The sequence below is a fragment of the Bradyrhizobium sp. dw_411 genome, assembly GCF_018449695.1.
GTDB lineage: Bacteria > Pseudomonadota > Alphaproteobacteria > Rhizobiales > Xanthobacteraceae > Bradyrhizobium.
On record NZ_JAAVUY010000032.1, the window covers coordinates 1 to 19,643 of the forward strand.

Annotated in this window: 20 protein-coding genes; 13 read left to right on the forward strand and 7 right to left on the reverse strand. The window is 61.4% G+C overall.

Annotated elements, in window-relative coordinates; all coding sequences use genetic code 11:
- Window positions 1-87 precede the first annotated feature (87 nt).
- From HB676_RS32635 to HB676_RS32645, 3 genes are read right to left on the reverse strand one after another with little or no spacing between them, the layout of a single operon-like run.
- Entirely contained in the window at window positions 88-582 is a 495-nt protein-coding gene (locus HB676_RS32635) for a DUF4262 domain-containing protein (protein ID WP_213742627.1), read from the reverse strand.
- A gap of 22 nt (window positions 583-604) precedes the next feature.
- Window positions 605-1,381 (reverse strand): SDR family oxidoreductase, encoded by a 777-nt coding sequence (locus tag HB676_RS32640; protein WP_213742628.1) that lies wholly within the window; start codon window positions 1,379-1,381, stop codon window positions 605-607.
- A gap of 5 nt (window positions 1,382-1,386) precedes the next feature.
- Window positions 1,387-2,163 (reverse strand): SDR family oxidoreductase, encoded by a 777-nt coding sequence (locus HB676_RS32645; RefSeq protein WP_213742629.1) that lies wholly within the window; start codon window positions 2,161-2,163, stop codon window positions 1,387-1,389.
- A 202-nt stretch (window positions 2,164-2,365) separates the two neighbouring features.
- On the opposite strand from HB676_RS32645, the gene HB676_RS32650 reads away from it, so the two are divergent.
- Both HB676_RS32650 and HB676_RS32655 read left to right on the forward strand, forming a co-directional pair.
- Window positions 2,366-3,445, forward strand: coding sequence for a tartrate dehydrogenase (locus HB676_RS32650; protein WP_213742630.1), 1,080 nt, complete (start codon window positions 2,366-2,368; stop codon window positions 3,443-3,445).
- Between the two features lie 243 nt (window positions 3,446-3,688).
- Window positions 3,689-4,408 carry an OmpW family protein gene (locus HB676_RS32655; protein WP_213742631.1) on the forward strand — a complete coding sequence of 240 codons (720 nt, stop codon included), beginning with the start codon at window positions 3,689-3,691 and terminating at the stop codon, window positions 4,406-4,408.
- A 40-nt stretch (window positions 4,409-4,448) separates the two neighbouring features.
- Here the strand turns inward: HB676_RS32655 and HB676_RS32660 are convergent, their stop codons facing one another.
- Genes HB676_RS32660 through HB676_RS32670 form a run of 3 tightly spaced genes read right to left on the reverse strand, consistent with a single transcriptional unit; the run spans window position 4,449 to window position 7,625 of the window.
- Window positions 4,449-5,366: an NAD(P)-dependent oxidoreductase gene (locus HB676_RS32660; RefSeq protein WP_213742632.1), complete on the reverse strand. Its 918-nt coding sequence runs from the start codon at window positions 5,364-5,366 to the stop codon at window positions 4,449-4,451.
- Between the two features lie 35 nt (window positions 5,367-5,401).
- On the reverse strand, window positions 5,402-6,652 hold the full coding sequence (locus tag HB676_RS32665) for a Zn-dependent hydrolase (protein WP_213742633.1): 1,251 nt from the start codon (window positions 6,650-6,652) through the stop codon (window positions 5,402-5,404).
- A 16-nt stretch (window positions 6,653-6,668) separates the two neighbouring features.
- Window positions 6,669-7,625, reverse strand: a complete 957-nt coding sequence (locus HB676_RS32670) for a LysR family transcriptional regulator (protein WP_213742634.1) — start codon at window positions 7,623-7,625, stop codon at window positions 6,669-6,671.
- A 113-nt stretch (window positions 7,626-7,738) separates the two neighbouring features.
- Here HB676_RS32670 and HB676_RS32675 point away from each other — a divergent pair, with 113 nt between their 5' ends.
- The 7 genes from HB676_RS32675 to HB676_RS32705 all read left to right on the forward strand — a co-directional run bounded on the left by HB676_RS32675 (window position 7,739) and on the right by HB676_RS32705 (window position 13,522).
- The gene (locus HB676_RS32675; RefSeq protein ID WP_213742635.1) at window positions 7,739-8,560 is read left to right on the forward strand and encodes a putative hydro-lyase; all 822 of its coding nucleotides are present in this window, start codon (window positions 7,739-7,741) and stop codon (window positions 8,558-8,560) included.
- A 95-nt stretch (window positions 8,561-8,655) separates the two neighbouring features.
- Window positions 8,656-9,900 (forward strand): ABC transporter substrate-binding protein, encoded by a 1,245-nt coding sequence (locus HB676_RS32680; RefSeq protein ID WP_213742636.1) that lies wholly within the window; start codon window positions 8,656-8,658, stop codon window positions 9,898-9,900.
- Window positions 9,901-9,922: 22 nt separating this feature from the next.
- Entirely contained in the window at window positions 9,923-10,801 is an 879-nt protein-coding gene (locus tag HB676_RS32685; protein WP_213742637.1) for a branched-chain amino acid ABC transporter permease, read from the forward strand.
- Window positions 10,801-11,781 carry a branched-chain amino acid ABC transporter permease gene (locus HB676_RS32690; RefSeq protein WP_213742638.1) on the forward strand — a complete coding sequence of 327 codons (981 nt, stop codon included), beginning with the start codon at window positions 10,801-10,803 and terminating at the stop codon, window positions 11,779-11,781. Before HB676_RS32685 ends, HB676_RS32690 begins: the two co-directional genes overlap by 1 nt.
- Window positions 11,778-12,509 carry an ABC transporter ATP-binding protein gene (locus HB676_RS32695; RefSeq protein ID WP_213742639.1) on the forward strand — a complete coding sequence of 244 codons (732 nt, stop codon included), beginning with the start codon at window positions 11,778-11,780 and terminating at the stop codon, window positions 12,507-12,509. Before HB676_RS32690 ends, HB676_RS32695 begins: the two co-directional genes overlap by 4 nt.
- On the forward strand, window positions 12,493-13,197 hold the full coding sequence (locus tag HB676_RS32700) for an ABC transporter ATP-binding protein (RefSeq protein WP_213742640.1): 705 nt from the start codon (window positions 12,493-12,495) through the stop codon (window positions 13,195-13,197). The genes HB676_RS32695 and HB676_RS32700 overlap by 17 nt, the downstream gene beginning before the upstream one ends.
- Window positions 13,198-13,237: 40 nt before the next feature.
- Complete coding sequence (locus HB676_RS32705) at window positions 13,238-13,522, forward strand: YrhB domain-containing protein (RefSeq protein ID WP_213742641.1); 285 nt, start codon at window positions 13,238-13,240, stop codon at window positions 13,520-13,522.
- Window positions 13,523-13,606: 84 nt separating this feature from the next.
- Here the strand turns inward: HB676_RS32705 and HB676_RS32710 are convergent, their stop codons facing one another.
- The gene (locus tag HB676_RS32710; protein ID WP_213742642.1) at window positions 13,607-14,281 is read right to left on the reverse strand and encodes an aldolase; all 675 of its coding nucleotides are present in this window, start codon (window positions 14,279-14,281) and stop codon (window positions 13,607-13,609) included.
- Window positions 14,282-14,396: 115 nt separating this feature from the next.
- Between HB676_RS32710 and ltnD the strand changes: the two genes are divergently transcribed.
- From ltnD to HB676_RS32730, 4 genes are all read left to right on the forward strand, one after another.
- Window positions 14,397-15,308, forward strand: a complete 912-nt coding sequence (gene ltnD / locus HB676_RS32715; protein ID WP_213742643.1) for an L-threonate dehydrogenase — start codon at window positions 14,397-14,399, stop codon at window positions 15,306-15,308.
- Window positions 15,309-15,356: 48 nt separating this feature from the next.
- Window positions 15,357-16,139, forward strand: a complete 783-nt coding sequence (gene otnI, locus HB676_RS32720; protein WP_213742644.1) for a 2-oxo-tetronate isomerase — start codon at window positions 15,357-15,359, stop codon at window positions 16,137-16,139.
- Entirely contained in the window at window positions 16,136-17,425 is a 1,290-nt protein-coding gene (gene otnK / locus HB676_RS32725) for a 3-oxo-tetronate kinase (RefSeq protein ID WP_213742645.1), read from the forward strand. Before otnI ends, otnK begins: the two co-directional genes overlap by 4 nt.
- A 158-nt stretch (window positions 17,426-17,583) precedes the next feature.
- Complete coding sequence (locus HB676_RS32730) at window positions 17,584-19,614, forward strand: HAMP domain-containing methyl-accepting chemotaxis protein (protein ID WP_218625924.1); 2,031 nt, start codon at window positions 17,584-17,586, stop codon at window positions 19,612-19,614.
- Window positions 19,615-19,643 lie beyond the last annotated feature (29 nt).

The following is a 19,643-nucleotide window of genomic DNA, read 5'->3' on the forward strand; positions in this document are numbered from 1 at the left end:
AAACGCAGATGGACTCGCAGCCATCCTTCGAGACGCGCGCAAAAGCGCGCTCCTCAGGATGAGGGGGAGGTTTGTGGTGGAGCGGATTCAATTATGGCGGCGTCCCGACCAAATACCTTCGGTCAGGTCTGGGGGGACACAGACGCTTTCCTCCCAGGGAAAATGCCCATCGATGTCCGGAAAGATCAACTGAAGACATTCGAACTTATCGTTGCCATAGAACCACCGGTTCCATCCGAGATAGTTTCGATAGTGCCGCGGTGAAACGGGAAGCAACATAGCGGGCGCGTTCTCGAAGATTTTATCCTCGCGTGTGCCGACAGCAAAGCGCTGTCCCGCCTCCAACGTCCGATACATGTGCCAGAAGGAATCGTGAGCGACTTTCCCCTCCAGGCCAAACACGATTAGTTCGGGAAACTCGAACTTTAGCCAAAGTCCAGTCGTGTAGCTGAAGCTAGGCAGGTTCTTGTCTGCCGCGACGTGCATCCCGGCCCATCCGTGCTTTCGAATATTCGCCACGTAATCTTGTTCATGGGCGTCCAGTCGGGCCGGGTCGGCATCGAGAGCTGTAAATCGGGGCATGATGACCAAACCTTTATGGCGCCTAACCCCAACCCGCGCTGATGCCGCCGTCGACCGTGTAGATCACGCCGGACGTATAGCCCGAGCGGTCCGAGGCAAGGAACGCCATCAGGTCACCGATCTCGCGGGCATGCGCGGCCCGGCCGAGCGGATAATTCTTCTGAAGTTCCTTGTAGCGGTTTTCGTCTCCGAGCTGATTTTTGGCGCGGAGTTTCAGCGGCGCGGTGTGGCGGTCGGTTTCGACAGGGCCGGGATTGATTCCGACCACACGGATGTTGTCGGCAAGGCTCTTGCCGCCGAGCGCGCGGGTGAACGCCATCAGCGCGGCATTGCCGGTGCTGCCGCAGATGTAATCGGCGTTGAACTTTTCGCCGGCGATGCCGATGTCGTTGACGATCACGCCATGGCCGCGGGTTTTCATCTGCGCATAGATGGCGCGGGTGATGTTGATATAGCCGAACACCTTGAGCTCCCAGGCGTGGCGCCAGGTCGGCTCATCGATCTTGTCGACCGAACCGGCGGGGATATCGCCGGCATTGTTGATGAGGATGTCGATGTCCGCAGCGTCCTTCACCAACTGGGCGATATCCTCCGGTTTGCGCAGATCGACGATATGCGCCGCGGCGTCGATCTGATGGGCGCCCCGCAGGCGCTCCGCCAGCGCCTTCAATTGCTCGCCATTGCGGGCGGCCAGCATCAGGTGACAGCCTTCTTCGGCAAAGGCTTCTGCTGCCGCCGCGCCAATACCCTTCGATGCGCCGGTGATCAGAACGCGTTTGCCGCGTAAATGAAGATCCATCTTGCCTAACCCCAGCCCGCGCTGATGCCGCCGTCGACGGTGTAGATCACGCCGGACGTGTAGCCGGAGCGGTCGGAGGCGAGGAATGCCATCAGGTCGCCGATCTCGCGGGGGTGCGCGGGACGGCCGAGCGGCAGGCCTTTCTGGAACTCCTTGTAGCGGTTCTCGTCGCCGAATTGATTTTTGGCGCGGGTTTTCAGCAGCGTGACGTGGCGGTCGGTGCCGACCGGTCCGGGATTGATTCCCAACACGCGGATATTGTCCGCGAGGCTCTTGCCGCCAAGCGCGCGGGTGAACGCCATCAACGCGGCATTACCGGTGCTGCCGCAGATATAGTTGGCGTCGAACTTTTCACCGGCCACGCCGATGTCGTTGACGATCACGCCATGGCCACGGGTTTTCATCTGCGCATAGATCGCGCGGGTAATGTTGATATAGCCGAATACCTTGAGCTCCCAGGCGTGCCGCCAGGTCGGCTCGTCGATCTTGTCGACCGAGCCGCCGGGAATATCGCCGGCATTGTTGACGAGGATGTCGATATCGGCGGCATCCTTCACCAGCCTGGCGATGTCTTCCGGGTTGCGCAGATCGACGACATGCGCCGTGGCGTCGATTTGATGGGCTCCGCGCAGGCGTTCCGCCAGCGCTTTCAATTGCTCGCCGTTACGGGCCGCGAGCATCAAATGGCAGCCTTCTTCGGCGAAGGCCTCGGCCGCCGCTGCGCCAATACCTTTTGAAGCGCCGGTAATCAGGACGCGTTTGCCGCGTAGATGAAGATCCATGGGATTACTCTTTCAAATCGGGAGATGTCGGGGAGAGGTAAATTTCGACCGGGATGGGCAGGTGAATTTCAACTGTTAGGCCGCCGTCCCGGAGACGGTCAACATTGCACTGCAACGTTGCACCTTGACGAAGTTTGGTCCATTGCAATCTCATCATGGAATTGGCGGTCTCAGGGCTCCGCGCGCCACAAGGAATCTCTCGATGAGCAATGAAAAAAAGCAGTATCGGATAGCGGTCATTCCCGGTGACGGGATCGGCAAGGAAGTGGTTCCGGAGGGGCTGCGGGTGCTGGAGGCGGCCGCGAAAAAGCACGGCGTCAGCGTGCATTTCGATCATTTCGACTTCGCGTCCTGGGACTATTACGAAAAGCACGGCGAGATGATGCCGGAGGACTGGAAAGCGAAAATCGGCAAGCACGACGCGATCTATTTCGGCGCGGTCGGCTGGCCCGCCAAAATTCCCGATCACATTTCGTTGTGGGGATCGCTAATCAAGTTCCGGCGGGAGTTCGACCAATACGTCAACCTGCGCCCGGTGCGGCTGATGCCCGGCGTGCCGTCACCGCTGGCCAACCGCAAGCCCGGCGATATCGATTTCTGGGTGGTTCGGGAAAATACCGAGGGTGAATATTCCTCCGTCGGTGGCCGCATGTTCCCGGATACTGACCGCGAATTCGTCACCCAGCAGACCGTGATGACGCGGATCGGCGTCGATCGCATTCTCAAATTCGCGTTCGACCTCGCGCAGTCCCGGCCCAAGAAACACCTGACATCGGCGACGAAATCCAACGGCATTTCGATCACGATGCCGTACTGGGACGAGCGCGTCGAGGCGATGGCCAAGCACTATCCGAAGGTGAAGTGGGACAAGTATCACATCGATATTCTGACCGCGAATTTTGTACTGCACCCGGACTGGTTCGACGTTGTGGTCGGTTCCAACCTGTTCGGCGATATTCTCTCGGATCTCGGCCCGGCCTGCACCGGCACCATCGGCATCGCGCCATCGGGCAATATCAATCCGGAAGGCAACTTCCCGTCGGTGTTCGAACCGGTGCACGGCTCGGCGCCCGACATCGCAGGGCAGGGCATCGCCAATCCGATCGGCATGATCTGGTCAGGCGCGATGATGCTCGAACATCTCGGCCAGAAGGAAGCCGCCGCCTCCATCGTCACCGCGATCGAGCGTACCCTCGGCGAGCGCACGCTGCGCACGAAGGATTTAGGCGGCAACGCCGACACCACGGCGTGCGGCAAGGCGGTCGCGGAGATGGTGGAGTAGCGCGTCGTCACACCTTCTCCAGCATGATCTTTTCGCCGTACATCTGCGTATGAGAATTATTCGCGCTCCCTTCCGCATCCGTAGTTTGCGGATGTGGAGTTGTGTCTCCTCGGCAACGGTTGCGCAGACTTTTTGACGGACAGCGGCGAATTGATCCGGATCAATTTTTTTGATCGCTCACTGGCGTTTGTGAAAGTCGGTCGCGGCGGAATCATTCGCGCCGGCATTTTTTGGGGAAGATTTATGAAGACGATAACAAAAGCAGCGGTCTCGTCGCTGACCTTGGCGGCTGGGCTGCTTGGCCTTGCTGCAGCCGTTAGCGCCGCCGATTTGCCTGCGACAACTACTTACTACAAGGCGCCAGCCGTCGAGGCCTGGAATCCCTGGATGATTCGCCTGCGAGCGCTCGGCGTCATTCCCAACAATTCGGGTTCGGTCGACCAGGTGGCGGGATCAGGCGTGAAGGTATCGAATTCGTTCATTCCTGAACTCGATATCTCCTACTTCTTCACCAGGAACATCGCCGCCGAACTCATTCTCGGTGTCACCCGTCACGATGTGACCGGGACCGGCGTAGCGGCTACGAACAATCTCGTTGTTGGCAGCTCCTGGCTGCTCCCGCCGACGCTGACGTTCCAGTATCACTTTACCGATTTTGGTGCATTCAAGCCCTACATCGGCGCCGGCGTGAACTATACGGTGTTTTATGACCAATCGGCTGGCAATGCGGCCAATGCTGCCGGCACAGTCGTGACCTCCAGCAATCTGCATAACGCCTTCGCGCCGGTCGTGCAGGTTGGCTTCGACTATATGATCACCAGTCATGTCGGTGTGAACGTCGACGTCAAGAAGCTCTGGTTGCGTCCGGATTGGAGTGGCACGCTCGGTGGCGTCGTGCCGGTTACCGGCAGGGTCAACCTCGATCCATGGCTGGTTGGAACGGGTCTAACCTACAAATTCTGAGTTGGATTGGTGGGGGATGCGGCAGGGAGAATGAATTAAATTACTCATCTCCCTCCGCAATCCTCCGGCAATGCTCCCACGCCGCGCCCATCAGGTTTTCGCTGGCTTCGGGGGTACGGAAAGCCGAATGCGCTGACAGCGTGACGTTCGGCAGCTTGGTCAGCGCATGATCCGCCGGCAGCGGTTCGATGTTGTAGACATCGAGCCCGGCGTGGCGGATGTGGCCTGACTTAAGCGCATCGATCATCGCAGTCTCGTCAACCACCGCGCCGCGCGCAGTGTTGACCAGGATCACGCCCGGCCGCATCGCCGCGATGCGGTCGCGGGTGATGAAGCCGCGGGTTTCGTCGTTCAGCAACAGATGCAATGAGACGACATGGCTCTGCGCCAGCAATGTCTCGAGATCGACGAATTCGACGCCGGGATATTTCTTCGGCGACCGGTTCCAGGCGATCACACGCATCCCGCTGCCGAGCACAATGCGCGCAACTTCGGCGGCAATGCCGCCAAAGCCGATCAGGCCCAGCGTCTTGCCGGTCAGTTGCATGCCGTCTTCGCGCAGCCAGTTGCCGGCGCGCATCTCGCGGTCCATCGCGCTGATGCCGCGCGCCGCCGACCACATCAGCGCGATCGCACATTCGGCCACCGCGGTGTCGCCGTAACCCTTGATCAGATGCACTTCGATGCCAAGCTCGGCCAGCTCTTCCGGATTCATGTAGCTGCGCGCGCCGGTGCCGAGAAAAACGACGTGCTTCAGGCCGATGCATCGCCGCGCCACATCCGTGGGCAGGGGCGTGTGGTCGATAATGATGATCTCGGCGCCGTCGAGCAGGGCCGGCACCTGATCCGCTGTGATGTCGGCATTGCGGTTGATGCGCACCGGGGGATCATTGGGCTTTTGCTGCCGCTCGAAAATATCCGCCAGCGATCCGTTGGCATCGACAAAAACTCCGCGCACCGACATCTCCGTTGCTTGCTATAAATCCAGCCCGATTATGAAGCGACGCCGGCCAGCGCCAGCACGGTGTGCATCAATACGTTGGCGCCCGCCGTGCAATCGGCTTGCGTGGCGTCCTCGAGCTCATTGTGGCTGATGCCATCCTTGCAGGGCACGAACACCATCGCGGCGGGAATGACCGTGTTGAGGTTACAGGCGTCGTGGCCGGCGCCCGACGTAATGCGCCGGTGCGAAAAGCCGAGCGCCTTGGCTGCGTTTTCCACCGCGTCCACGAGCTTCGGATCGAAATGCGTCGGCGGTTTGCGCCAGACCAGATCGAGCGTGACCTCGACCTTGCGCCGCTTGGCGATGTCGGCAATGGCCGCGCGCAAATCCTTGTCGAGCGCATCCATGATCGCAGCATCGGCGCTGCGGCAATCCACCGTAAAAGCAATCTCGCCGGGAATGACGTTGCGCGAGGGATTGGCGATCACGGCTTCGCCGATGGTGCCGACCGCGTGGGGGCCGTGCTTTTTGGCGATGCTTTCCGTCGCCAGCACGATTTCCGACAAGGTCGCCAGCGCGTCACGGCGCAGCACCATCGGCGTCGACCCGGCATGGCTTTCGAAACCGGTGATCTTGCCATCGTACCATAGCACGCCCTGGCCGGAATCGACCACGCCGATGGTCTTGCCTTCGGCCTCGAGGATCGGGCCTTGCTCGATGTGCAATTCGACAAAGCTGCCGAATTTCTGGGTGCCGACCGGCTTGTCGCCGCGATAGCCGATGCTATCCAGCGCTTCGCCCACCGTAATGCCTTCGGCATCCTTGCGCGATAAAATGTCGTCGGTGGTGAAGTCACCGACATAGGCCGCCGACGCCATCATCGCCGGCGCGAAGCGCGAGCCTTCCTCGTTGGTCCAGTTGGCGATGCAGATCGGAATCTCGGTCTCGATCCCGGCATCGTTGAGCGTGCGGACCACTTCGAGCGCGGCGAGCGTGCCGAGCACGCCGTCGAACTTGCCGCCGGTCGGTTGGGTATCGAGATGCGAGCCGAGCCCGATCGGCAGCTTGGTCATGTCGCGGCCTTTGCGCAGGCCGAACATCGAGCCGAGCGCGTCGACATGCACGTCGAGACCGGCAGCCTCGCAGGCTTTGCGGAACCAGTCGCGCACCTGCTTGTCCTCAGGCCCGAGCGTCAGCCGCCGCACGCCGCCTTTTGGCGTCGCGCCGAATTTCGCGGTTTCGTGGATGGTGTCCCACAGCCGGGCGGAGTCGATTTGCAGGTTGGAGGCGACTTGAGTCATGGAATGGTTCCAGCGATCAGACGTGGGCGATCTTTTCTAAAGGGTCTTTTTTCAATGACGCGCTGGCGGTGGCGCTGTCAATAACGGTGGCGCTGTCCTGCGCAATCTTGCCGGCGAGGTCGGCGACCAGTTCAACCGCAAGCGTATCTGGCGAGGCTAGCCAGCTTGCCGAGAACGTTAGTGGCGAGATTTTCAGGTCGGTCGATAATTGCAGCAGCCGCCCGTCGGCCAGTTCGTTTTCGACGATCGCGGTCGGGATTACCGCGATACCAAGCCCTTCGGTCGCCATGTGGATGACGGTGGCGAGCGAGGCGCTGGCATGGAGCTGGATCTGCGGCAGGTCCGGCCGGTTGAACAGCGAGCGTACGATCTCGTAGGGCTGCGTCTTGCGCGGAAAGGTGATGATCGGAAATTTCGCGAGGTCATGCACCGTGAGTGGACCCTGGCCGAGGCCGAGCGCGGGGCTGGCCAGGAAGCCGACGGGATAGTCGCACAGCACGCGGTTACGCACGCTGGAGGCCGAGAGCGGCCCGATCAGGAATGCGAGTTCGATTTCCTGCGCCAATAGCCGCGCGGTCAGGTTCGGCGTGATGTCGACTTCGATCTCCAGCGACAGATTGGGGTAGGCGGTGTTGACGCTCTTGATCAGCCGCGGCAGCCAAGTGTGCACGATGGTTTCGGCGACGCCGAGCCGCAACACCCCGCGCATCGCCGAGCGGTCGCCGACCGCCGCCATCATTTCCGAGCGCAGCCCGATCATTTTCTCCGCATAGATCATCAACTGCCGGCCGCTGGGCGTCGGGGTCACGACGCGGTGGTCGCGGTTGAGGAGCTTTACCCCCAATTCGCGCTCGAGCTGGGCGATCCGTTGCGAAATCGCCGGCTGGGTCGTGTTGAGCCGCTGACCGGCGCCCCGAAAGCTGCCAAGATTGACCACCCACAGGAACGTCTCGATCGACTTGAAATCCACCATGGGAGGCGTTCCGAACGATAAAATTAGGTTATCAAATCTGATTAGAAAGTAAGATTAGACTTTATAGTAGGCTTGGGTTTCACTCTTGTCGAGATAATAGGCAGGGCGATCAAATGACTGTTTTGGCAGCAGCGCAGCTATTTCCCAAAGACCACAACGATCCGCTCCCGAGTGTTCAGGCGCGCCGGGCCTACCGCGGCGGGGCCGTCGCCAGCACGGCGGGGGTCGCTAACGGCTTCGTCCAGGGCAATCTCGCTATTTTGCCCGAGAAGCTCGCCGCTTCGTTTCACCGGTTTTGCCAGCTCAATCCAAAGCCATGCCCGATCATCGGCATGTCCGAGGTCGGCGATCCCCGTATTCCCTCGCTCGGGATCGACCTTGATATCCGCACCGATATTCCGGGCTATCGGGTCTGGCGCGATGGCGAGGTGGTCGATGAGCCCACCGATGTCATGGCGCATTGGCGCGACGATCTCGTCGCCTTCGTGCTCGGCTGCTCCTTTTCTTTCGAAGAGGCGCTGATGGCCGACGACCTGCCGATCCGTCACATCGAAAACAATGTGCGGGTGCCGATGTATCGCACCAACATCCCCTGTGCGCCTTCAGGGCCGTTCGCCGGTCCGATGGTGGTGTCGATGCGGCCTTACAAGCCGGCCCAGGCGATCCGCGCGGTGCAGATCACCTCGCGATTTCCTGCGGTGCACGGCGCGCCGGTGCATCTCGGTCATCCGCATTCGATCGGGATTGCTGACATTACCAAACCTGACTACGGCGACGCGGTCCCGGTGGCCGATGACGAGATTCCAGTGTTCTGGGCCTGCGGTGTGACGCCGCAGGCGGTAATCGCAGCGGCCAAGGTGCCGTTCGCCATCACGCATGCTCCGGGCTACATGCTGGTGACCGATTTGCTCAACAAGCAAATGGCTGTGCTGTAAAGCATGACCCATGGGCATATGCTGCCGTACTTTGAGGCTTTACCGTTCTCTTCAATCGTTTCATCGATAGCGCCGAACAGGCAGGGGATTTTGCAATGACCATCAGTCGCCGGAATGTGTTGCTTGGAGCCACCGCCAGCGCGGCGCTGTTGCCGATCGCGGCTCGCGCGCAGACGCCGGAAGTGGCTATTGGCATCATCTATCCGCTGTCCGGCGCCAGTGCGCAGATCGGCGTTGATGCGCAGAAATCATTCGAGACCGCGCTTGAAATCATCAACAAGGATTTCGATTTCGACCTGCCACTGGCCCGCGGCGAAGGATTGCCCGGTCTTGGCGGCGCCAGGATCCGTCTTGTGTTCGCCGATCACCAGGCCGATCCGCAGAAGGGCCGCGCCGAAGCCGAGCGCCTGATCACCCAGGAAAAGGTCTGCGCCATCATCGGCACCTATCAGAGCGCGGTCGCGGTGACGATCAGCCAGATCTGCGAGCGCTACCAGATTCCGTTCATGTCGGCTGATAACTCCTCGCCGAGCCTGCATCGCCGTGGCCTCAAATTCTATTTCCGCGCGGCGCCGCACGACGAGATGTTCTCGGCCGCGATGTTCGATTTCTTCGATGCGATGAAGAAAAAGGGCACCAAGATCGACACGCTGTCGCTGTTCCATGAAGACACGATTTTCGGCACCGACTCCGGCAACGCCCAGCTCAAGCTCGCCAATGAGCGCGGCTACAAGGTGGTGGCCGATATCAAATACCGCTCCAACTCACCGTCTCTGTCCGCTGAAGTACAGCAGCTCAAGGCCGGCAATGCCGACGTGCTGATGCCGTCGAGCTACACCACCGACGGCATCCTCCTGATCAAGACCATGGCCGAACTCGGCTACAAGCCCAGCGCCATTGTCGCGCAGGACGCCGGCTTCTCGGAAAAGGCGCTGTACGACGCGGTCGGCGACAAGCTCGAAGGCGCGATCTCGCGTGGCAGCTTTTCGCTCGATCTCGCCGCCAAGCGGCCGATGGTCGGCAAGATCAATGCGATGTTCAAGGAAAAGTCGGGCAAGGACCTCAACGACTTCTCATCGCGGCAGTTCATGGCGCTGATCGTGATGGCGGAGGCCATCAATCGCGCCAAGTCGACCGATGGCGACAAGATTCGCGAATCCCTGGTAGCGACCGACATTCCCGGCGACAACACCATCATGCCGTGGAAGCGCGTGAAGTTCGACGAGATGGGCCAGAACAACGACGCCGATCCGGTGTTGCTGCAATATGTCGGCGGCAAGTTCGTCACCATCTTCCCGCCGCAAGCCGCTGTTGCCGATGCTCTCTGGCCGATGAAGTAAACGGCAGGTCGGGGCGGGCGCCATGACAGCCGAGACCATTATCCAGAGTCTCGCCAGCGGTCTGCTGATGGGGCTGCTCTATGGCCTGATCGCGGTCGGCCTCGCGTTGATCTTCGGGCTGATGGACGTGGTGAATTTCGCCCATGGCGAGTTCCTGATGATCGCGATGTACGCGACGTTCTTTCTGTTCGCGTTCTTTGCGATCGATCCGCTGCTGGCCGCGCCGCTGGTCGCAGCCGCGTTGTTCGTGTTCGGTGCGGTGGTCTATCTGCTGGTCGTGCGGTTTGCGGTGCGGGCCAAGGCCAATGCCGGCATGGTGCAGATCTTTTCGACCTTCGGGCTCGCTATCGTGATGCGTGGCCTCGCGCAATTCTTCTTCACGCCGGATTATCGCAGCATCGCGCATTCCTGGCTCGGCGGCAAAACCATCTCGATTCATGGAATCTTCCTGCCAGTGCCGCAACTGGTCGGCGCGCTGGTCTCGATCGCCGCGTTCGGCGCGCTGTATTTCTTCATCAACCGCACCGATTTTGGCCGGGCCCTTGAGGCAACCCGCGAGGATGCCGGCGCGGTGGCGCTGGTCGGTATCGACAAGAACAAGGTATTCGCGCTGGGCTGGGGCCTCGGCGCGGCATTGGTAGGTTTAGCCGGCGCCGTGATGGCGATGTTCTTCTACATTTATCCGGATGTCGGTGCATCGTTCGCGCTGATTGCCTACGTGACCGTGGCGCTGGGTGGTTTCGGCAGCGTATTCGGGGCCTTTGCCGGCGGCATCATTGTCGGTCTGGTTGAGGCTTCCACGGCGTTATTATTACCGCCATCGCTGAAATCGGTCGGCATCTATGCGGTCTATCTGCTGGTCGTCTTCATCCGGCCGCGTGGCCTGTTCGGGTCGATCTGATGGATACGAACTTCGCCCAGCGCCGCCGTCGCGATCTGATCGTCGCCGCCTGTCTGGCCGCGATCGCCGCGCTGGTGCCGCTGTTCGTCAAAGATGTCTACGTCCAGAACATTATGGTACTGACCCTGATGTATGCCGCACTGTCGCAAAGCTGGAATATTCTCAGCGGCTATTGCGGGCAGATCTCGCTCGGCCACGCGCTGTATTTCGGGCTCGGCGCTTACACGACCGCGCTGCTGTTCACCAAATTCGGCGTGCTGCCATGGTTCGGCATGCTCGGTGGCGGCCTGATCTCGGCTATCATTGCGATGGCGCTTGGCTATCCCTGCTTCCGGCTGCGCGGGCATTACTTCGTCATCGCGACCATCGTCATTGCCGAGACCGCCCTGTTGCTGTTCCAGAATTGGGACTGGGCCGGCGCGGCGCTCGGGATCGATATTCCGGTGCGGCATGACAGTTGGCTGACGTTTCAGTTTACGCGCAGCAAGCTGCCATACTTCTATTTCGCGCTGGTGCTGGCCTGCATCGCCTGGTTCGTGACCTGGTGGCTCGAGGATTCCAAATGGGGCTATTGGTGGCGTGCCGTGAAAGACAATCCGGACGCCGCCGAAAGCCTCGGCGTGGTCGTGTTCAATTCCAAGATGGGCGCGGCGGCGGTCTCGGCGTTTTTGACGGCGGTCGGCGGCAGTTTCTATGCGCAGTTCGTGTCCTACATCGATCCTGAAAGCGTGATGGGCTTTCAGTTCTCGCTCTTGATGGCGCTGCCCGCGGTATTAGGGGGCATCGGCACGCTGTGGGGGCCGGTGCTCGGCGCCGTGATCCTGATCCCGCTCACCGAACTCACGCGCTCCTTCATCGGCGGCTCCGGCCGCGGCGTCGACCTGATCGTTTACGGCACGTTGATCGTGCTGATTTCGCTGGCGCGGCCCGAAGGACTGGTCGGGCTGTTCTCGCGCCGGCGCAAGGAGGCCACACGATGACGGCCTTGCTGGAAATCAAAGGGGTTTGGCAGCGCTTCGGCGGGCTGATCGCCAACAGCGATATTTCGATTTCGGTCGGTAGCGGCGAGATCGTCGGATTGATCGGTCCCAACGGGGCCGGCAAGTCGACGCTGTTCAACCTGATCGCAGGCGTGCTGCCGCCGACTCAGGGCTCGATCGTCTTCAACGGCGAGGACGTCACCGCATTGCCGGCGGCGGAGCGCTGCCAGCGCGGCATCGGGCGCACGTTTCAGGTCGTGAAAAGTTTTGAGACCATGACTGTCATCGACAACGTCATTGTCGGCGCACTGGTGCGTTCCACTGTGATGCGCGAGGCGCGCCGCAAGGCCTATGAGGTGCTGGAATTCTGCGGGTTGGCCGCGCGCGCCGACGTGCTCGCGAGCCAGCTCATCCCCTCGGAAAAGCGGCGGCTTGAAGTCGCGCGCGCGCTCGCGACCGAGCCGAAACTGCTGCTGCTCGATGAAGTGCTGACGGGTCTCACGCCCATTGAAGCCCAGACCGGCGTCGAGTTGGTGCGAAAGGTGCGCGCCACCGGCGTCACGGTGCTGATGGTCGAGCATGTCATGGAAATCGTGATGCCGCTGGTCGACCGCGCCATCGTGCTCGACCTCGGCAAGGTGCTGGTCGAGGGCAAGCCGGCCGACATCGTGCGCGATCCGAAAGTCATCAGCGCCTATCTTGGGGATCGTCATGCTGTCAGTGCATGAAGTCACCACCGCCTATCAGGGGCTGGTCGCGCTTTCGGCGGTGTCGATCGAAGTGGCCAAGGGCGAGATCGTGTGCGTTGCCGGCGCCAATGGCGCGGGCAAATCGACATTGATAAAATCCATTGCGGGCGCCGAGCGGCCGCGCTCCGGCACCGTCACCTTCGATGGTGCCCGCATCGACGGCCTGTCCCAGCACATGATCACTGCGCGTGGCATCGCCTATGTGCCGGAAAACCGCCGACTGTTTCCGCGGCTCTCGGTACGGGACAATCTGCGGCTCGGCAGTTATCTCTATCGCAGCCAGTCCGATCGCGAAGAACCGTTGAACCTGGTGTTCCAACTGTTTCCACGGCTCTCAGAGCGCCTCGAGCAGCGCGCCGAAACGCTTTCCGGCGGTGAGCAGCAGATGCTGGCGATCGGCCGCGCGCTGATGACGCGGCCGCGGCTGTTGATGCTGGACGAGCCGTCGCAGGGCATCATGCCCAAGCTGGTCGACGAGATATTCCAGGCCGTGAAACGCATCCGCGATGCCGGGATGACGGTGCTGATCGTCGAACAGCGCATCGCCGAGTGCCTCGAGATCGCCGACCGTGCCTACATCCTGCAAACCGGACGCTTGCAGATGCAGGGCACATCGGCGGAGATCCAAGGCAATCCGGATGTCAGGAAGGCGTATCTGGGGTTGTAAAGCATCGTGGCGCTCATGCCCGAATGTGCTAAAATAAACGATGTTCTCGTTCGACCAAGCCAAAACGCTCGCAGAAGAAGCCGTAGCAGCTCTTGCTGCTGCGAATGAAGCTGAATTTGTTCTCATTCACGAAGCAACGGTCGAAATAAAAGAGGGATGGATCTTTTTCTATAACAGCAGAGAGTTCGTCGAAACCGGAGCGTTCAGCGCCTCCCTCCTAGGAAATGGGCCTATATTCATCGATCGTGGTGGAGTTCTGCGCTGGCTTCCAACCGCAGGCCCTTGGCAAGAAGCGATCAGAGATAAATGGTGGTCCTCATCCTGAGGAGCCGCGAAGCGGCGTCTCGAAGGATGGCCCCGGGCAGGGTGCATGTCGCCATCCTTCGAGACGCGCGCAAGAGCGCGCTCCTCAGGATGAGGACCCTGAGTGTGGCCCATGCTCCGGCAACGCCAACCCAAACGTCTTCGACAAATCCGCCACCTGCTCGGGCGACAGATACCGTGGATTGAGCCCGCGCAGCAGCAGATAGAGCTTGGCGGTTTCTTCCAGCTCTTCCATCGCGAACACTGCGGCTTCCAGCGTATCGCCTGATACCACCGGGCCGTGATTGGCCAGCAGCACGGAGGAGTATTTCCCGGCGAGGCCCTTGATTGCGTCGGCGACGGCGGGGTCACCGGGCCGATAATACGGCACCAGCACCGTGGCGCCGCATTTCATCAGGTAATAGGGCGTCATCGGCGGCAGCGCCGCGCGCGGATCGATCTCCGGCAGCATCGAGAGCGCCACCGAATGCGTCGAATGCAGATGCACCACCGCGCGCGCGGTGCCACGGGTCTGATAAAGTGCGTTGTGCAGCGGCACTTCCTTGGTTGGGGCATCGCCGGAGAGGAGGTTGCCGTTGGCATCGAGCCGCGACAGCCGGACGGGGTCCAGAAATCCCAGCGATGCGTTGGTTGGCGTCACCAGCCAACCGCCATCTTCGAGCTTGACACTGATATTGCCCGAGGAGCCCGGCGTCAGTCCGCGCTCGAACAGCGAGCGGCCCAGGCGGCAGATTTCCTCGCGTATCCGGGTTTCGGTCATGACAGTATTCCTTTGCCGCCTTGTCTCACGCTTTGGCAGCGCGGCCAAGCCGTGATACGCAGAGGCAAAGCCGGAGACTAATTCGGCTCAAGAGGAACCGCAGGGAATTTGCCGCATGCCTGAGTCAAAACCGCATATCGCCGTCATTGGGCTGGGTTCGATGGGATTCGGCATGGCCACCTCGCTGCGGCGCGCAGGATTTACCGTTACCGGCTGCGATGTGTCGGACGACGCTGTCGCGCGGTTCGTCGCGGATGGCGGCCGTGGCGCCAAGACGCCGGCGGAGGCTGCGAAAGCGGCCGACATCGTCGTCAGCGTGGTCGTCAACGCCGCGCAGACTGAGACCATCCTGTTCGGCAACAACGGCGTCGCCGAAACGCTGGCCAGGGACGCCGTGTTCATCTCGTCGGCGACCATGGACCCGGATGTCGCGCGGCGGCTGGCGAAACAGTTGGAAGCGACCGGCCGGCATTATCTCGACGCGCCGATTTCCGGCGGCGCGCAGCGCGCGGCGCAGGGCGAGTTGACCATTCTCGCATCGGGCAGCCCGGCTGCATTTACCAAAGCAAGGCCCGCGCTCGACGCGATGGCCGCCAAGCTTTACGAACTCGGCGATGCCGCCGGGCAGGGCGCCGCGTTCAAGATGATCAATCAGTTGCTTGCGGGCGTCCATATCGCCGCCGCTTCGGAAGCGATCACGTTTGCCGCGAAACAGGGGCTTGATATCAAAAAGGTCTATGAGGTGATCACCGCATCGGCCGGCAATTCCTGGATGTTCGAGAACCGCGTGCCGCATGTACTCGACGGCGATTACACGCCGCGCAGCGCGGTGGAGATCTTCGTCAAGGACCTCGGCATCATTCAGGATATGGCGCGCACCGCGAGATTTCCGGTACCGGTCGCGGCCGCCGCGTTGCAGATGTTCCTGATGACGGCAGCCTCCGGCATGGGCCGCGATGACGACGCCTCGGTGGCGCGAATGTATGCCCGCGTCACCGGCACGTCTTTGCCGGGCGAGCCGAAATAGATATCAATCGATAGAAGCCGTATAAGCGAACCAACAAGAGGACAGTGGATGCCCCGTTTCGCCGCCAATCTTACCTTGATGTTCACGGAAGTGCCGTTCCTCGACCGTTTCGACGCCGCGGCCAAGGCCGGCTTCACGGCGGTGGAATTCCTGTTTCCCTATGCGCATCCCGCCGAAGCCATTGCCGAGCGGTTGAAGCGAAACAGCCTGACGCAGGCGCTGTTCAACCTGCCGCCGGGCGATTGGGATGCCGGCGAAAAAGGGTTTGCCGCGCTGCCGGATCGTTTTGCGGACCTGCAGGAGAGCCTGCGTACCGCATTGCCCTACGCGCAGGCGACCGGGGTCAAGCGGCTGCACATGATGGCCGGTCTCGCTGACCGCAAAGATCCCAAAGCCGTCGCCGCTTTTCGCAAGTCGGTAGCGTGGACCGCCGAGTTCCTGCAGCCCCACGGCATCGACGTCGTGATCGAGCCGATCAATCCGCGCAATACGCCCGGTTATTTCTTGAACGACTTCGGTTTTGCGCGGGATCTGATCGTCGAGATGAAAATTCCGAACCTGAAACTGCAGTTCGATATCTATCACTGCCAGATCATCCATGGCGATGTGACGATGCGGCTGCGCGAGATGATGCCGCTGATCGGTCATGTCCAGATCGCCAGCATCCCCTCGCGCAACGAGCCCGATGGCGAGGAACTGAACTACCCGTTCCTGTTTGATGAACTCGACCGGCTTGGCTACAAGGGTTTTGTCGGCTGCGAATATAATCCGCGCGGCAAAACCACCGATGGACTCGGCTGGTTCAAGTCTTACGCGGGAGTAAAGCCGTGACATCAGCCGGAAAATTATCTCTTGGCTGTATTGCCGACGACTACACCGGCGCGTCCGATCTCGCCAACACGCTGACCCGCTGCGGTCTGCGTACGGTGCAGACCATCGGCGTACCATCGGCCGATCTTGCGCTGCCCGAAGTCGATGCCGTGGTGGTGTCGCTCAAGAGCCGCTCGATCGAAGCAGGCTTGGCGGTGTCGCGCTCGCGCGATGCGGAGAAATGGATGCGCCAGCGCGGCGCGCGGCATGTGTTGTTCAAGATCTGCTCGACCTTCGATTCCACCGATGCGGGCAATATCGGTCCGGTCATGGATGCGCTGCGCGCCGATTCCGGCGACGCGATCGTGCTGGTGACCCCGGCGTTTCCCGAGACCGGCCGCACCGTCTATCAAGGCAACCTGTTCGTCGGCTCCGTGCCGCTGAACGAAAGTCCGCTGAAGGATCATCCGCTCAATCCGATGCACGACTCCAATCTGGTGCGGGTATTGGCGCGCCAGAGCCAGACTAAAGTCAGTCTTGTCGCGCTCGCCGACATCGCGCGTGGACCGGACGCCGTTCGCGCCCGGCTGGCCGATCTGGCCGGTAAAGGGTTCGGGGCTGCTATTGCCGACGCCGTGTTCGACCGCGATCTGGAGACCATCGGCACGGTCGCGCTGGATCATCGGGTGTCGGTCGGCGCCTCCGGGCTCGGGCTCGGGCTCGCCCGGGCGCTGGTGGCCTCGGGCCAAGTGAAGTCACAGGCGGCGAGTGCGACGGTGGAAGTCGCGGTCGGCGGACCAGCGGCCTGCCTGGCCGGCAGTTGCTCGCAAGCCACCTTGCAGCAGATCGCCAAAGCCGAGCAGGCGATGCCGGTGCTGCATCTCGACCCCGACCGGGTCATCGCCGGCAAGGATGAAGCCCGGCGGGCACTTGCCTGGGCCCGGGAGCGGCTGGCGGAAGGCCCGGTCCTGATCGCCAGCAGTTCGACGCCGGAAGAGGTGGCAGCTCTGCAGTCACGTCATGGCCGCGATGCAGCAGGACATGCCATCGAACAGGCGATGGCCGACCTCGCCGAAGGGTTGGTGCAATCGGGCGTGCGGCGGCTGGTGGTTGCCGGCGGGGAAACCTCAGGAGCGGTGGTGGACCGCCTGGGGATTCCAGGCTTCCTGGTCGGGGCGGAAATCGCCGCCGGCGTCCCGGTATTGCGCGCTGTCGGGTTCGATGGCGGCGGCATGCTGCTGGCGCTGAAATCCGGCAATTTCGGCGGCCCGGAGTTCTTCTCCGATGCTCTCACGCTGATGCGCTGATCGCGCCTCGCAGGTCCAGTTTCCCGTTCCGGACGGCCCGGCAGGCCTGCCTCCGCGCTTACTCGCTTGAATTTCCTGGAGGAGGGCGGCCGTTAACGTAAATGGAATCTCAACCGGCTAGGATTTTGCAAGAGGATCATCCCTGGCGGTTTGACACCATGATCAAGCTCAATCGTATCGGTAACAAACTTGGCGCCGCGGGCCTGTTCGGCGTGCTTCTTTCGGGAGGCATGATCGCCAATCAGATGGCCTCGGAGTCGGTCATCAATGCCGCCAACCAGCGCGCCGGCGTGCAGCAGACGATCGCCGACCACACCCTCCAAGGTAACATTGCGTCGCGGGGAATGGAGCTGGCGGTACGCGATATCAGGCAATCGAAGAACCCGGCGGAACTTGAGAAGAGCCTGGGCGGCCTGAACGATGCCTTTGCAGCCGTGACCAGGGAGCTCGACGTTGCGATCGCCAATGTCGTGAAGCCGGAAGACAAAGAGCGCCTCCAGAAGATCAAATCCCTTGCGGTCGAATACCATAAATACGCATCGGAAATCGGAAAGACCCAGCTTGGGATATTCGAGATAACCCGGAAGCGGAACGAACGCTCGATCGACTGGACCGAGACATTTGAAAGCTTGCTGTTGTCGCCTGCGTTGATACGCGTGGCAAATCAGTCGGACGTCGAAAAGGTCCTGAACGAAGCCGATTCAATGTTCAACGCGGTTCAATCCGCAACCTGGCGCTTGATCGCCACGGGCGACGAGGGCCAGAAGCAGGTGATCGTCAATCGTACCGGTGGGCTGGATGACACGTTGGACAGTGCCAGGAGCATCATCAGCGACACCGGACTTCTCGATACAATTAATTCGCTCGCGAAAATCGTCAAAGAATTTTCCGCAGTTACCAGCGAGGCGATCCAGGCGGAAGCGGCCAAGAAAGAGCTTGTCGATGTGAAGGCGTCGCCGCTTGCTGCTCAAATCCTCGAATTGATGCGAACGGCACTCGACGTTGCCGGCAGCAACGCCAAAGAGGCCAGGACGCTGGCAACGACCGAGTTGAGCCAGGCGGACCGTTTGAGCTTCATGATGGAGATCGTCATGATGCTGTCGCTGGTCGGCTCCGTGGTGTTCACTTTTGTCGGTGTTTCAAGACCCCTGATGCGCCTTAATGGCGCGCTCGGCAAAATGGCTGCCGGCGAATTGAACATCGAAATTCCCGGCGCCAGCCGTGGCGACGAAGTCGGCGACCTGGCCAAGACGGTGATCGTCATTCGCGAGAATGCCGAGCAGAAAGCCCGCAGTGAAGCCGAAGCCAAGGTACATCAGGATCGGCGTGCCGCGGAGCAGCGCTCAGCCGAGATGATCAAGCTTGCCGATACTTTTGAAACCGCGGTGGGAGAAATCGTCGAAACGGTGTCCGCCGCCTCGACGCGGCTCGAAGCGTCGGCCGGCACACTGACGGCCACCGCCGATCGCGCGCAGGAGATTACCACCATGGTCGCGGCAGCGTCGGAAGAAGCCTCGACCAACGTGCAGTCGGTGGCCTCGGCCACCGAACAGATGGCTTCATCGATCAACGAAATCAGCCGTCAGGTGCAGGACTCGGCACGGATGGCCGGCGACGCCGTCCATGAGGCGCGCAAGACCAATGATCGCGTCAGCGAATTGTCAAAGGCCGCAGCCCGGATCGGCGATGTGGTCGAGCTGATCAACACTATCGCCGGGCAGACCAATCTCCTGGCGCTCAACGCCACCATCGAGGCGGCCCGCGCCGGCGAAGCCGGCCGCGGCTTTGCGGTCGTCGCGTCCGAGGTCAAGGCATTGGCCGAACAGACCGCGAAGGCGACCGGCGAGATAGGTCAGCAAATCAACGGCATCCAGGCGGCGACCCAGGACTCGGTGAACGCCATCAAGGAAATCGGCGGCACCATTGAAAGACTGTCGGAGATTTCCTCGGCTATCGCCGCGGCGGTGGAAGAGCAGGGAGCCGCGACGCAGGAGATTTCCCGCAACGTGCAGCAGGCTGCCCAGGGCACCCAGCAGGTCTCTTCAAACATTACCGATGTACAGCGCGGTGCCGGCGAGACCGGGCTGGCCTCGTCGCAGGTGCTGTCGGCGGCGCAGTCGCTGTCGGGCGACAGCAATCGTCTCAAGCTCGAAGTCGACAAGTTCTTGAATTCGGTAAGGGCGGCTTGAGAGCGCAGGTCAGTCGATTCCCGGCTTCC

Excerpts from the sequence above, each read along its gene's own strand:
- HB676_RS32635 (WP_213742627.1), bottom strand. The coding sequence starts at position 582 with ATGCCCCGATTTACAGCTCTCGATGCCGACCCGGCCCGACTGGACGCC.
- HB676_RS32640 (WP_213742628.1), bottom strand. The coding sequence starts at position 1,381 with ATGGATCTTCATTTACGCGGCAAACGCGTTCTGATCACCGGCGCATCG.
- HB676_RS32645 (WP_213742629.1), bottom strand. The coding sequence starts at position 2,163 with ATGGATCTTCATCTACGCGGCAAACGCGTCCTGATTACCGGCGCTTCA.
- HB676_RS32650 (WP_213742630.1), top strand. The coding sequence starts at position 2,366 with ATGAGCAATGAAAAAAAGCAGTATCGGATAGCGGTCATTCCCGGTGAC.
- HB676_RS32655 (WP_213742631.1), top strand. The coding sequence starts at position 3,689 with ATGAAGACGATAACAAAAGCAGCGGTCTCGTCGCTGACCTTGGCGGCT.
- HB676_RS32665 (WP_213742633.1), bottom strand. The coding sequence starts at position 6,652 with ATGACTCAAGTCGCCTCCAACCTGCAAATCGACTCCGCCCGGCTGTGG.
- HB676_RS32670 (WP_213742634.1), bottom strand. The coding sequence starts at position 7,625 with ATGGTGGATTTCAAGTCGATCGAGACGTTCCTGTGGGTGGTCAATCTT.
- HB676_RS32675 (WP_213742635.1), top strand. The coding sequence starts at position 7,739 with ATGACTGTTTTGGCAGCAGCGCAGCTATTTCCCAAAGACCACAACGAT.
- HB676_RS32680 (WP_213742636.1), top strand. The coding sequence starts at position 8,656 with ATGACCATCAGTCGCCGGAATGTGTTGCTTGGAGCCACCGCCAGCGCG.
- HB676_RS32685 (WP_213742637.1), top strand. The coding sequence starts at position 9,923 with ATGACAGCCGAGACCATTATCCAGAGTCTCGCCAGCGGTCTGCTGATG.
- HB676_RS32690 (WP_213742638.1), top strand. The coding sequence starts at position 10,801 with ATGGATACGAACTTCGCCCAGCGCCGCCGTCGCGATCTGATCGTCGCC.
- HB676_RS32695 (WP_213742639.1), top strand. The coding sequence starts at position 11,778 with ATGACGGCCTTGCTGGAAATCAAAGGGGTTTGGCAGCGCTTCGGCGGG.
- HB676_RS32700 (WP_213742640.1), top strand. The coding sequence starts at position 12,493 with ATGCTGTCAGTGCATGAAGTCACCACCGCCTATCAGGGGCTGGTCGCG.
- HB676_RS32705 (WP_213742641.1), top strand. The coding sequence starts at position 13,238 with ATGTTCTCGTTCGACCAAGCCAAAACGCTCGCAGAAGAAGCCGTAGCA.
- HB676_RS32710 (WP_213742642.1), bottom strand. The coding sequence starts at position 14,281 with ATGACCGAAACCCGGATACGCGAGGAAATCTGCCGCCTGGGCCGCTCG.
- ltnD (WP_213742643.1), top strand. The coding sequence starts at position 14,397 with ATGCCTGAGTCAAAACCGCATATCGCCGTCATTGGGCTGGGTTCGATG.
- otnI (WP_213742644.1), top strand. The coding sequence starts at position 15,357 with ATGCCCCGTTTCGCCGCCAATCTTACCTTGATGTTCACGGAAGTGCCG.
- HB676_RS32730 (WP_218625924.1), top strand. The coding sequence starts at position 17,584 with ATGATCAAGCTCAATCGTATCGGTAACAAACTTGGCGCCGCGGGCCTG.